The following is a 13,505-nucleotide window of genomic DNA, read 5'->3' on the forward strand; positions in this document are numbered from 1 at the left end:
AGAGTCATGACCACAGCAGCTCGCACGGTCCCCAGCAGCCCGTCGCAGCGTTGGGATCTCATCGGCCGCGGCCTGATGGCCCTCAACTCCGCCGTTACCTTCGCGGTGTTCATCAACGGGTTCTTCCTGATGGCGGACGCGAGCGACGACCGCATGATGGTGGAAGGATGGCGAACCTTCGGATACCTCGTGTTCAGCGCCATGTGGGCGATGCTCGCGTACCGGCCGCGTCAGGTTCCGGCGATCTGGGAACTCGTGATCTTCCACAAGGTCGCGGCATCGATACTCGCCTACACCATCCTGGACACCACCGAGGGTATGCAGTCCTCGATCACCGACAGCTCGGTCGCGGTGCTCACCATCTTCGCCTACGTGGTGTGCCGAGGGTGGAGGTCGTGGCGGGTCCTCAAGCCGGCGGTGCCCCGCTGAACGCGGCCTGAGCCGGTCACGTCCGGCAGCGTCACGGCCGGGCCAAAGGGAACTCCCCAGGCGCGGACCACCACCCCCCGACCGTAGCCGGGCCGTGATACCGCGGTCGGGCTACGCTGCGGCTCCGGCCTTTGCTTCTGAGCAGGGGAAGTGCTGTTGGTCCAGGAGAGAGATACACCGTGACTTCACGTCAAGTGGCACGTGAGCAGATGATGCGTGACATCGTCCGCGTGGGACGCGGACACCTGGAGACGGTACTGCCGGCCGACCTGTCCCTACGGGCTGTGGCCCGGGACATCGGAGTCGTGCCGTCAGCGCTCTACCGCTACGTCCGCGACCGCGAAGCGCTCATCACCCTGCTGATCGTCGACGCGTACGACGAACTCGCCGATGAGGTCGAGGCGGCCCTCGCGGCCGCGTCGCGTCTGTCGCACCGTGAGCGGTTTGTCGCGGCGGTGCTCGCGGCGCGCGCCTGGGCGGTCCGTGAACCGTCCAGATTCGCCATGCTCTACGGCACACCGGTGCCCGACTACGCGGCTCCCGGCGACCAGACCCGGGCGCCCGGCACGCGACTGGCCCTCGCTCTCGCCGGAGTGGTCGAGGATGCTTGGCAGGCGGGCGAACTGAGAACGGTGGCGGCACCGACCAATCCGACCGTCCGCGCCGACATGGAACGACTGCGCGGCCTTTATGGTTTTGACATGCCGGTGGGCAACGCCTCCCGGGTCTACGGACTGTGGTCGGCGGTCATCGGCGCGATCCTGTTCGATGTCTTCGGTCAGTACGCGGCGGATACGCTCAGCGATCCGGAAGAGTTCCTCCGCGCCCACACCGACGGCCTTGCGGACACTGTCGGTCTCTGACCTCGCGCGGCAGACATACCGTGCGGTGACGATGCGGTGTGACACAACGCTGTGCCGCGGGCCGGTGGCGCGCGCTCACCGCGGCGGAAGGGGACGAACACACAGGTCCGAGCTCCATGGACCGGTTGGGCAGCAGCGGCCGGTGAACTCCCCGTCCACATCCGGCAGTTCATGTCGACGTATCAACCGACCACGATCCACCAATCATGATCATTTGATGACACCGCCCAGCCGGGGCTAGGTTGGACTGATCAACATATAAATCCCCCTGGAAAGGGACATGAATCGGTATGCCCGTCGCCTCACAAGCCCCGGCCCAAGTCCCGACTCACGTCCCGGCCCGAGGCCGTGCCGCCCGGTTGGTGGGGCGAGCTCCCGCCGGGGTGCGGCCGTATCTGGAGTTACTGCGGCTGGACCGGCCGGTGGGGGCCTGGCTGCTGGTGGTCCCCGGATGGATCGCCCTGGGAGCGATCGCAGGGCCCCGGGACGGGGCCCTGCTCGGACTGCTGCTCCTGGTGTACGGGGTGCTGTCGAGAGGGGCCGCGAGCGGGCTCAACGATGTGCTGGACGCGCGGTTCGACGCACAGGTGCCGCGTACGGCGGGGCGGCCCATCGCCTCCGGGCGGCTGGCAGCCGGGCGGGCGCTGGTGCTGTGTGTCGTGGTGGGGGCCGTCGCTCCACTGGTGATGGGGTTCTGGAGTGTGGAGGCCGTGGTGTGGGCGGCGGCCGGGGCGCCCTCGCAGCGGTGTATCCGTATATGAAGCGGGTCACCCACTGGCCGCATGTGTGGCTGGGGATCAGCATCAACTGGACGGTGCCGCTGGTGTACGGCCTGCTCACCGGAGGGCTCGGGCTCGCGGGCGGGGTGCTGTACGGGGCGCTGATCTGCTGGGCCGTGGGGACGGACGTGATCTACGCCTGCCAGGACCGGGAGGCCGATGTGCGGGCCGGGGTGCGGTCGGCCGCCGTACTGCTGGGGCGCCGTAGCCGGGTGCTGGTGGGCGGTGTGTACGCGGGGTGTGTGGTGCTGCTCGGCTGGTTCGGGGTCGTGGCCGGACTCGGACCGCTGTACTGGCCCGGACTGTGCGTGGTCGCGGGGCAGTTGGGATGGCAGGTATGGCGGGCCGACCCCGCGGACGTCGGCGCCTGCGGGCGGGCGTTCGGCACCAACCCCCTGTGCGGGCTGCTCATCCTCGTGGCCGTGCTCGCCGGGCGGGTCGGTACCCTCGGCTGAGGAGCACGGACCCTGGAGGTGCTGGTGGGACTGCGGGAACGGATCGCGACGGAACTCACGGCGACCATGCACGGCGGGGATCTCAAGCTGGAGCGGTACGCGGGGCCGCCCGGTGATCCCGGGCTGTTCGGGATCGCGCCGGGGGACCCGGTGTGGCGGGTGCACGGGCAGGCCACCGGCATGCTCACCGGCGGGTTCGCCGCGCTCATGCTCCAGTCGCTGCATCCGCTGGCCATGGCGGGGGTCGACCAGCACTCCGACTTCCGCGCCGATCCGGTCGGGCGGCTGAACGGAACCGTACGGTTCATCACCACGACCACCTTCGGCTCCTCGGTCGCCGCCCACGAGGTCATCGACCTCGTCCGGCGGATCCACACCCGGGTGCACGGCACCGCCCCCGACGGCCGGCCGTACCGCGCGGACGACCCCGACCTGCTCACCTGGGTACACACCGCCGAGGTACACAGCTTCCTCGCCGGCCACCAGACCTACGCACCCCGGCCGCTCCGGCTGACCCCCGCCGAGTGCGATGCCTACTACCGCCAAGCCGCTCCCATGGCCGAGGCGTTGGGCGCGCGGAACGTACCGCGCACGTCCCTCGAAGCCGAGGGCTACCTGGCCCGCCTCCGCCCCCAACTCCACGCCACTCCGGCCGCGTTGGACTCGGTGCTCTTCCTCCGTCGCTTCGGACGCACACGACGGGAGCGGCTGGTCGTAGGGTTGCTCACCAACGCCTCGATCGGACTTCTCCCCGACTGGGCCCGCACCGAACTCGGCATTCACCGCCCGGCCCTCGTCCGCACCGGCTGGGACCGGCCCCTGGCGACGGCCGTCGGACGCACCCTCCAGTGGGGGCTCGGTCCCTCCCGGATCCAGGCCGCCGCACGGGGGCGGCTGGCGGGGGCGCGGCGGTGATGACGACGAGATCCCGCTAGCCCTCGTGGCCCACGGGGCCGGCCTGCTCGGGCTCGGGCTCGGGCGAGCGCAGCCCGGGCGACGAGCGCTGCCGGCGGCCAGTTCCTCCACGAGGTGGGTCACACGGGCAGCCCCCGTATTGGAGGGTTCGCGCAGGCAACACTCCGCCACGGCGTCCAGCAGCAGTGCCCTGCACGCAGGTTCTTGGGTTGACATGCGCTGAGTGCGCTGGGCTCATTACCCTGTGTTGTGGGGGAGTGCCGAGTTGAGCGGGGAAAGCGATGAGCACGGGGGACGCGGTGCGTCGAACGGCCGCGGTGGAGCGGGGGATCGCGTCCGCCGACGCGCTCTTCTCACTGGAGGGCATCCCAGAAGGAGCCGTCGTACCGGAGCCGGAGGGCGAGGCGGCGACCGAGGCGGCGGTCGAGCGACTCGGCAGCCGGTTCGCCCGACTGGACGGCCAAGTACGGCACGCGCTGAGACGTACCCGGGATCACGCGGGCAATCTGTCGAGCGACCGTCTCCAGGGACTCTCGGAGATCGTGCAGAACGCCGAGGACCTCGGCGCCACGGACGTACGCATTCTGACAAGGGGACGGGAACTCCTCGTCGCCCACAACGGCAGTCCCGTACGGCTGCCGGACGTTCTGGCCCTGGCGATGCCCTGGCTGACAAGCAAGGCTGAGCAGGCGGACTCCACCGGCAGGTTCGGGATCGGCCTGATGACCCTCCAGTCCCTCTCCCCGCATCTGGAGGTTCATTGCGGGCATTACCGGTTCCGCGTGGGGGATCCGGATATCTCCGTGGCCGAGCCGTTCCGGGTGCCCGACTGGTTCGCGGGTGACACCTGGACGGTTCTACGGATTCCTCTGGAGCCGGGTGTGCTCGGTGCGGACGAGGTGGACGAGTGGCTTGCCGAGTGGGGGGACAGCGCGCTGCTCTTCCTCGGCCGTGTCGGCAGTGTCACGCATCTGGACGAGCAAGGTGGTGTCCGGTACCGGCTGGCGCTCGACCGTGAGACCGGCGAGCCGTTCGAGGCCGTGGTGGGCGGGCAGAGCGTCGACGTGGAGACCGGCGAGGCACGCGCCGGTGACGGGTCCCGGTGGCTGGTGTGCCGTACGACCGTTCCCAGCCCCTCCGGGATCACCCGGTCCCACAAGGCGGTGGGGCCCACCACCGCAATCGCTGTGGCTCTTCCTCTCGGACCCGATGACGCCGGACGGATCTACGCCGGTCTTCCGGTCACGGACACCGCTCTGGCCCTCTGTGTCAGCGCCCAGTTCGACCCGATCGCCAGCCGTCAGGCGCTCGACGACACCCCGTGGAACCGCGCACTGAATGAACTGGTGGGCGACCTGTGGACGGTCGCCGTCCGGTGGCAGTTCCGGGCGGATCCGGCACGGGCCTGGCGCGCCGTGCCGCTCCCCGGCGAAACGCGCGATGCCCGTGGCCCGGTCGCCGCGCTGGAGCGACTGCTCCTTGACCGTGCCAGGGCAGGCGTGTCCCACCGTCTCGTCCTGGATGTCGCGGGGCAGGGGCCGCTCGGCCTGGATGATCTCGCGGTGGAGGACGAGACGCTGGTTGGCGTGGTCACCGAAGAGGAGGTCTCCCGCGTCGCGGAGCGGGCCGCCGTACTGCCCGGGGTCGCGCGGGACGAGGACGGCCGATGGCGTGAGGTGCTGGCGGACTGGGAGGACCACGACGGTGCGGCTCCCGTGACGGTGGACCTCTACGACGCGCTGCGCCTCCTCGACGATGAAACCCGGTCACCGCGGGCGAACATCCGCCTCGCCGCGGCGGGACTCGCCGCGGACATCTCCTCCTCCCTGCTGTCGAGCCGCTGGCTCGTGGACAGCTCGGAAGGCCGTCACCGTGTGCCCCGGCCCGCGGAACCCGCGGTGTTCACCGACGTCCCGCGGGGTCTCGGTGCCAGTCTCGGGTTCTCCCAGGAGATCCATCCGGCATTCCTCGCCGACACCGATGAGGCGCGTTCGGTGAGGGCGTGGCTCCGTAAACGGGGAGCGCTACTGACCGACGCGGACGCGGTGGCCGTGATCCGGCGCCTCGCGGCCATCGGTGCGGCGGGGAGCGGCAGCTCGGATGTACTGCGGCTGACGGATGATCAGCTCATCGAACTGCGTGATGGGTTCGCACGTGTGCCGGACCCCGAACGTGAGACCTTGGGGCGCGATGTGGGCCACGCGATCCGGTTGCAGGGGCATCGCTTCGACCAGGCCGGGAAACGCGAGGACATCGACGTCGCTCCCGCCAGGGCCTACCTGCCCGCCCGACTGGACAGTTCGGAACGCGAGGAGAGCTTTGCCTTCGCTGCCGGTCGCACGGCCGGGCTGGTGTGGCTGCGGCCCCGGTACGCCGAGGTCCTGCAGCGCGGCGGCGCGGGGATGGGCGCCCGTAAGTTCTTGAGGCTCCTGGGCGCGGAGACCGCGCCCCGGTTGCGCAGGCACCCGCGGGCGCGGGAACGCTTCACGCAGAGCCCGAAGGGGCTGCCGGCGGACGTCACTTCGGGCCCTCGGGCACGCAGAGCCGCCCTGCGAGCTCTGGACGCGACCTTCACGCTCGACGACTACGAAAGCCCCGACCTACGTGCCGTTGCCTCGGGCATAGCGGCGGAGCGGAACCCAGGGCTCCGCAGGCGCAGGGCGGCAGCGCTGTTCCATGTCCTCGGGCGGGCGTGGAGCCGCTTTTCCGACCACGACGAGGTGGATGCCGTCTACGACTACTACGCATGGCAGAACCGGGGCAGGACCGCGGCCTTCTGGCTTTGGCAGTTGCGCGACACACCGTGGCTGGACGACGGTAACGGCGCACCGTCTGCCTCGGCCCGACTCCGCATGCGGACCACGGGCACGGTCGCGGTGTACGGGGCGGACGACGAGCGATTCCTCCATCCCGAGATCCAGCAACTGGTCGGCAGACGCAGTGATGTGCTGCGCGCCCTGGGAATCTCCGCGGAGGCCCGCACCGAGGACCTCGTGGAATGTCTGCAGCGACTGCGCCGACGGGAGGAAGAAGGCGGCGACAGGGATGTGCCCGCGGCGCTGATCCTCTACCAAGCCCTGGCCGAGCGTGCCTTCGGCCGTGGCGCGGGCGCCTCGGAGGAGATGTCCCCGAGCTCGGTCCTCCGGGCGTTCGGCGCGGGAAGCGGCCTCGTCCTCACGGACTCCGGCTGGCGCCGGCCGAGCCAGTGCCTGCGCGGGGCGCCGGTCTTCGGCCCGCTCCGCGCGTTCGCTCCCACGTTTCCGGGCAGCGAGGAATTCTGGCAGCGGCTCGGAGTGCGCGTGCCGACCGTCGACGACGCCACGGCCGTGATCAAGGAGCTGGCACAGCGGGACCGGAAGCAGGGCCGGGACGAGCCGGAAGGGACGACCCAGTCCATCATCCTGGAGACCCTGAAGATGCTCGCCGCTCTGGGCGGTACCCATCCCGGCGCGTTGACGGCCAAGCGCCTGGGACGCCTGCCTCTTTGGACGAGCCAGGGCTGGCGAAGCAAGCGACCCGTGTACGCCGTCGAAGACCCGGTGGTGGCCGAGGCGCTGGGCCGGGAACGTGCGGTGTGGTGCCCGGGAGCCGAACTGGAGCAGTTCCGGCCGTTGATCGGAGCTCTGCGCGTGAGCGAGCTGGCCGCGGAGCATGTCACCGTGTACAGCCCTGGCCCGGCCCCGGCGGATCCGGACGCCACAGCGCTGGTCCGGTCAGCCGTCACCCATCTCCGTGAGGACCTGCAGCGCAACGCCGCGAGCGTTGCCCAGTCCCTGGACTGCTCGTGGGACCAGCTGGCTGACCTGACTGTACGCATCACCCCTCACCTGGCCTGCGGCCTCGATCTTCCGGACACGGGCGAGACGGTGCACGTGCCCGTGGGCGCCGGGATCGACTGGTCCTCGGGCACGCTGTACGTCCGTGACACCGCCGCTCTGACACGCACATCCGGGGTGGGCCGGTCGATCGCCGCCCGGTTTCCGGGCAGCCGCCGCGACGTGGCCCTTGCCTGGGGAGCAGCGTGTGACCAGGCCGAGAAGGGCCGTACGGCCGTACAACTGAGCCTTGCCGACGACCAGGTGCGGCGGGACCGGGAAGCGGCGGAAGCCGAACGCGAACGAAGGCTCAGGGAACTCGGAAACGAGGTGAACCAACGCCGTACCGCGACCAAGGCGCGGACCAGCACAGCGGCGGGCAACTCAGGGACGGCGGCAATCCTCCCGTCTGTCCCCGGCGCACCGCCGCCCGCGACGGGGCCGTCAGCTCCGCCTGCGCCCCCCGCCGCTCCACCGCGCAGGCTCGTCGACCCCGGCAGACTCCGGCTCGTCGACGCGAGCGGCATCATCACGCCGCCGAAGTCCTCGGCCGCGCCCACCGCACGGCCGAGCGGGTACACCTCCGGTACGTCCGGACTGCCGCAGCCCCGCGCCGGATCGGCGATCCCCCAACAGCACACGCCACCGCGCCCCTACACGGGAACGGAGCAGGAAAAGGTGGCTCTGGACATCGTGCGCAAGGCACTCGCCGCCGACGACGACTGGCTTCGCGACCTACGGGCCCAGCGCGGTCTCGGCGCCGACGCGGTGGACGCACTGTCGCGGTTCTACGAACTCAAGGCATACAAAGACGCCGAGCCTGACACAGTGCTGTTGACGCCCGCGGAGTTCCAACGAGCAGCGGAGAGCGACGACTTCTTCCTCGTCATCGTCTCCGGGCTGGAGGCGGGAACCGCCCCCGTCTCCGTACGCATCATTCCGCAGCCGCTCCAACAGTTGACCTGTCGTCCGAGCAGCAGCGTGACGGTTACGGGCATCCGAGGCGCGCACAGCCGGGTGTACCAACTTGAGGAGGGAGGATAGGCCGGCCGGTTGACGGGTGCGAGGCGTCGGATGTCGGCAGCCCGCCACCTATGGATAGGCGGCAGCACCGCGGGGCCGCCACCGCTCAACTCCCCTTTCGGGGAAAGATCATCCTCTATCCAGGTCTGCCGCTCTCTGTGTAGCATCCTGCCCCAAGGTCCGGTCTTTTGTTCTATGTTCGGACACATCGCTTGAGCGACCGATAGGTTCGAGGGTTCGAGGCCGCTGAGTCACGCGGGCCACGCCGCATCCTTCGGTCGGCTCCCTGACCAGAAGTGGTACTCCATTGCGCTCCAGACCCTCAAGGTCTCGAAGATCCTTGACTCGATACTCCCGCTTGACCAGCCGTCTGCTCCCGCCGTTGCTCGCCATGGCCGTGTTGGCCGGGGCGGGTGTGAGCGACGGGTACACGGCACCGCCGACCGAGTTGGCCAGTGACTACGACTGGTACGAGGACACCGCCGCCGAGCTGTTGCGGCAGGACCAGTGCCTGATGGGCGACGTACTGCGGCTGGGCGGGCCGGCCATGGCCACCACCGCGAAGGACGCGCTCAACCAGAGTCCGGAGCGGCTGCGGGAGCTGGCGAACCGGGACTACTGGGAGGACACGCCGCTCGCCACCGCGTACGAGTCGGACCGGGATGCCGCGCTTGCTGAGCTGGACCGGCTCAACGAGCTCCATGACAGCTGGAAGATAACCGGGCTTGAGACGCCGGGCGGATTTGATTCCGTCACCGACTTCGAGTGGCCGCCCGGGACCGGCGGCAGTGACGATCGTGAGGACTTCCATTCCCAGACCGGCCTCACGGGGTGGATCGCCGACCGGTTCTGGAAGGACGAGAGCGACTTCTACGAGGACGCGACTCCGCCGGCCGACGCGGAGACCGTCGCGGCGGTCAAGGCTCTGGGGCAGCCGCTGTACGGCAAGGACCCCGACCCGTCCCTGCCCGACTGGAACCGACAGATCGCCCTGCGGGACGGCTACGAGCACCTGACGGACTGGAGCCTGGAGCCCACCGGCGCGGACAATGCCCGCCTCTTCCTGAGCTCGGGCGGCTTCCCGAACAAGGCGCCGGTGCCGGGTACCGCCGAGCACCGGGTCGCGGTCGAGGACCTCAAGTCCCGCTTCGCCGCCTGTGCGTGGCGTGATCCGATGGACCCGGAGAAGGTCCTGGGCGAGGTCTCCGCGGCAGCTGCGGCGGAGTGGCAGCAGGAGATCGGCTCGCAGGCCGCCAAGCGCAACGACATCCTGACCGCGAACAAGAACGCCGTCCAGGCGCTGACCGTGGCCTCCGAGTCGATGGGCGAGATGCTCGGCCACTCGTGGGTCGCCGACCACATCACCCGCTGGCAGGACTACTGGTCCTCGGGCGGCATCGGTTGGATCGGCGACTCCCCGATGGCCATCCAGATCCCGGGCGCGACCGGCAAGTGCCTGGGCGTGCAGGGTTCCGGCACCGCGAACGGCACGGCTGTCGAGGTCGTCGCCTGCTCCACGGCCGCCGCCCAGCAGTGGAGGATCAACGGGGGCTACGGCGATGGCTACAGCCTGCAGAACGTGAACTCGCAGAAGTGCCTCGACGTCGCCACCAACAAGACGAAGATCCAGATCTGGACCTGCAACGGCACGCCCATGCAGGTGTGGAAGTTCAGCGTCCGGGCCGGCGCCACCCTGGAGAACGTGGGGGCGAGCAAGTGCCTGAACTTCCCCGCGTACACCACGGGTCAGGACGCGCTCGCCGCCGCCTGTAGCACCGCTGCCACGCAGAAGGTGCTGTTCAAGGTCTCCGAGCACAACGGCAACGTTCCGCCGACGGCGGAGTTCACCAAGGCGTCGACGCGGCTGAGCGCCGCGCGCGCGGGGGCGAAGGCCGAGCTGGCCGAGCTCAAGCGCCAGGCGACGGCCGCGACGGCCGCCCAGAGCGCCAGCGGCACCGCCGAGCAGGCGGCGTACGCGATCGCGGACGCCAACGGGGCGCCGCGGGGTCGCGGTCTGCTGGTAGGCCAGCAGAAGGCGCAGGTCACGCAGGGTGCGGCAGCCGCGGTCACGGCGCTGGTGAAGGCCGGCGAGACCGCCGAGGCGGCCACCCGGGCGGCTGCCGCGGACAGCGCCACGATCGCCCAGCGGGCGCTGGCGCAGGCCGCGCAGTCCAAGGCGGAGTTCCGCAAGCAGGCGGCCTACCGGGCCGAACTGCAGGCCAAGTCGGCCGCGGACGCGGCCAAGCTGCACCGCGACAACGCCAAGAAGGACAAGGAGCTGGCCGAGGCCAAGCTCGCCGAGTCCCTCGCCGCGGAGGCGGACGCGAAGGCGGCGGCGGCCGAGGCGCACGCCAAGCGGCTGAAGGCCGAGGCCGAAGAGGCCACGGCGAAGAAGGAGAAGGAGACCGCCGACCTCAAGAAGTCGGAGGCGGCCCGGCACCGGCAGACCGCGGAAGCCGAAGCGGTCAACGCCGAGACCGCCAAGGGCAGGGCCGAGACGGCGGAGGCCACGGCGGTGGCCCGGAAGGACGACGCCGAGACCGCCCGGGATCGTGCCAAGGAACTGCGTGATGACGCGTGGGACGCCGAGCAGAAGGCGGACGCGGCGCGCGCCAAGGCCGACGCCAAGGAGGCCTACGCCGAATCCCTGGACGCGGGGGACGCGGCGGACGCCGCGCGGGCGGCGGCCAATGAGGCCGACCGGCACGCGGACGACGCCGGGGCGGCGGCCGGCCGGGCTCGTACCGCGGCCGACGCGGCCACCCAGGCGGCAGCGGACGCGGACGCGGCGGCGACCCGTGCGGAGGCCGCCGCGAAGCGTTCCCGGGCAGCCGCGGACGAGGCGCAGGCGGCGAAGCTGCGGGCGGACGCCGCGGTGCGCACCGCGACCAGCGCCGCCGCCGACGCCATCGACGCCTCCGAGCACGCCTCGGCCGAGGCCGCGTTGTCGGTCGAGGCGGCCAACGAGGCCGAGGCACAGGCGAAGACGGCCAAGGCCGAGGCGGACGCGGCGCAGGCCGAGGCCAACAAGGCCACCGTCGCCGCGGCGAAGGCGGGCGGGTTCGCCTATGTCACCGCGCAGGCGGCGGTGGACGCCGGGAACGCGGCCGCGCAGGTCGCGGCTCCCGCGAACGACGCGATCCAGCTCGGCTCGCCGTACATCACCAAGGACTCGGCCGCTTCTCTGGTGGTCCTGTCCGGCCAGGCGGCGAAGACCATCGCCGAGCAGCAGCAGGCCGTCGCGGCTGCCCACGCCACCAACGCGGCGGAGGAGGCCGCGGCCGCCCAGATCATCGCCAACCAGGCACAGGGCGACGCCAAGGCCGCCTACCAGCACGCGGCGAACGCCGCCAAGCACGCCGCGGACGCCCGCGGTTACTCGAAGGAGGCTCTGAGCTACGCGGCCGCGGCGGCGACCGCCGCGGCGAAGGCGCAGCAGTCGCTGGCCCGCACCATCGACTACCAGAGCCAGGCCACCGCCGACGCGGCAGCCGCCGACAAGGCCGCCGGTCGCGCCGAGGGCTACGCCGAAGCCGCCCGCAGCTCCGCCGACGCCGCCGCTCTCGACGCCGCCGCCGCCCGCGAGGCCGCCGCGCAGGCGGAGGAGTCCGCCAGCCAGGCCAGAGCCGCTGCCGAGCGGGCCGACACGGCCGCCACGGCGGCGGAGGAAGCCGCCAAGGACGCCCAGGAGTTCGCCGAATCAGCACAGCAGGCAGCCGAGTCCGCCGAACGCAAGGCCGCCAACCAGACGGTCAGCGACGGCGCCGGCACCAGCTTCGGCGGCGGCACGTTCTTCGTCGTGGACGAGGACAGCGTCGAGGTCACGGATGTCAAGCAGCAGCAGCCGTGCGAGCTGCCGCCCGGCGTCGGCACGAGCTGCACGGTCACCTTCACCTACACCTTCAACGTCAAGGTCGACTACTACCTGTGCACCAACGCCAACGTGCCGGCGACCCAGTCGGGTTGCCCCTCGGAGGACACGGTGCACCTGGGTTCAGAGCCCTTCACCGGCCTGAAGAAGGACATCACCAAGACATTCACCCAGTGGGAGATCCTGCAGGGCCTGCTCAAGACCTATCTGGAGATCGGCAAGCAGATCCTGGTCCAGGACTTCCTGGACTGCTGGCACGGCAGTGCGTCCGGCTGTGCCTGGGCGGCGTCCAACTTCATCCCGGGCAAGGCGCTGGGCAAGGTCGTCGAGGGACTCAACGCCCTGAAGACCGCCATGCGCACGGGCACCGGGGTGCGGGAGGCGTTCAACGCGCTGAAGGCACTGGACGTCGACCCGGCGACCCTCGCCAAGATCGAGAACACGGTCGACGCGTATGAGGACCTGGTCACCACCTGCACCCGGAACAGTTTCCCCGGAGGCACCCAGGTACTCATGGCGGACGGCTCCCGCAAGGCGATCCGCGATGTGCACGTCGGTGAGACGGTGCTGGCCACCGACCCGCGCAGCGGGCAGTCCGCGGCCCAGCCGGTGACCGCGACCTTCAGCCACGACACCACGCGGCTGGTGGACATCACCGTCAGCGGCGGAGTCCTGACCAGCACGGCCGGTCACCGGTTCTATGTCGCGGAGCGCGGCTGGACGCTGGTCTCGGACCTGCGGGTGGGCGACCGCCTGCGCACCCCCGACGGAAGCCGGCACCGGGTGGAGGGCCTGCGCGACCGCGCCGGCCTGGCGCCCCGTGAGGTGTTCGACCTCACGGTCGACGGGTTCCACTCGTTCTACGTCGGCACCGCCGGGCAGCGTTCCCGCGACGTCTTGGTGCACAACTGCACCAACATCCTCGCCGACGAGGGCGTCGAGGGTGCGCACACTCTCGGGGACCATGTGGACCTCAGCCCCCAGAGGCTGGCCGAGAAGCTGGCCAAGGACGGCGTGGCGACGCAGTGGGCCAGCAAGAACGTCGCCGTCGCCGCGGTCGACCAGGCCATGGCAGACTGGATCAAGCTGCCCGGCAACGCGGACAAGCTGGAGGCCTGGCGCCTCAGGCAGGCCCAGCGGGTCGGCAAGGGTATCGGCTTCGACCCGAGAAAGGACCTGCTGCCCATCCGCATACCGGTCACCGGGCACGGCGCCTCGCTCGGTACGAAGTGGGTGAGGGGCGGCGACGCGGCAGGCCAGGCCGTCGGCAACACGGTGGTGATCCAGCTGAAGTTCGCCAAGGGGCATATGAAGCCCAAGACCTGGGTCGTCTACACCGCCTACCCGGAGTAAAC

At 70.7% G+C, this 13,505-nt stretch carries 5 protein-coding genes and 1 pseudogene; all 6 read left to right on the forward strand.

Features of this window, described 5'->3' with window-relative positions; all coding sequences use genetic code 11:
• The first annotated feature begins 6 nt into the window (after window positions 1-6).
• The 6 genes and pseudogenes from AB0M67_RS05895 (at window position 7) to AB0M67_RS05920 (ending at window position 13,503) form a co-directional block, all read left to right on the forward strand.
• Window positions 7-429: a hypothetical protein gene (locus AB0M67_RS05895; RefSeq protein ID WP_365743056.1), complete on the forward strand. Its 423-nt coding sequence runs from the start codon at window positions 7-9 to the stop codon at window positions 427-429.
• Between the two features lie 179 nt (window positions 430-608).
• Window positions 609-1,292 carry a TetR/AcrR family transcriptional regulator gene (locus tag AB0M67_RS05900; RefSeq protein WP_365743058.1) on the forward strand — a complete coding sequence of 228 codons (684 nt, stop codon included), beginning with the start codon at window positions 609-611 and terminating at the stop codon, window positions 1,290-1,292.
• 290 nt (window positions 1,293-1,582) lie between these two features.
• Window positions 1,583-2,526 (forward strand): annotated as a pseudogene (locus tag AB0M67_RS05905) (4-hydroxybenzoate octaprenyltransferase).
• A gap of 24 nt (window positions 2,527-2,550) precedes the next feature.
• Window positions 2,551-3,441 carry an oxygenase MpaB family protein gene (locus AB0M67_RS05910; protein ID WP_365743060.1) on the forward strand — a complete coding sequence of 297 codons (891 nt, stop codon included), beginning with the start codon at window positions 2,551-2,553 and terminating at the stop codon, window positions 3,439-3,441.
• Between the two features lie 281 nt (window positions 3,442-3,722).
• On the forward strand, window positions 3,723-8,300 hold the full coding sequence (locus AB0M67_RS05915) for a hypothetical protein (RefSeq protein WP_365743062.1): 4,578 nt from the start codon (window positions 3,723-3,725) through the stop codon (window positions 8,298-8,300).
• Window positions 8,301-8,670: 370 nt separating this feature from the next.
• Window positions 8,671-13,503, forward strand: coding sequence for an RICIN domain-containing protein (locus AB0M67_RS05920; RefSeq protein WP_365743693.1), 4,833 nt, complete (start codon window positions 8,671-8,673; stop codon window positions 13,501-13,503).
• Window positions 13,504-13,505 lie beyond the last annotated feature (2 nt).

The organism is Streptomyces sp. NPDC051662 (genome assembly GCF_040681655.1).
Classification (GTDB): domain Bacteria; phylum Actinomycetota; class Actinomycetes; order Streptomycetales; family Streptomycetaceae; genus Streptomyces.

Bases quoted from the DNA above. Each gene is read 5' to 3' on its own strand.
- AB0M67_RS05895 (WP_365743056.1), top strand. From the start codon at position 7: ATGACCACAGCAGCTCGCACGGTCCCCAGCAGCCCGTCGCAGCGTTGG.
- AB0M67_RS05915 (WP_365743062.1), top strand. From the start codon at position 3,723: ATGAGCACGGGGGACGCGGTGCGTCGAACGGCCGCGGTGGAGCGGGGG.
- AB0M67_RS05920 (WP_365743693.1), top strand. From the start codon at position 8,671: ATGGCCGTGTTGGCCGGGGCGGGTGTGAGCGACGGGTACACGGCACCG.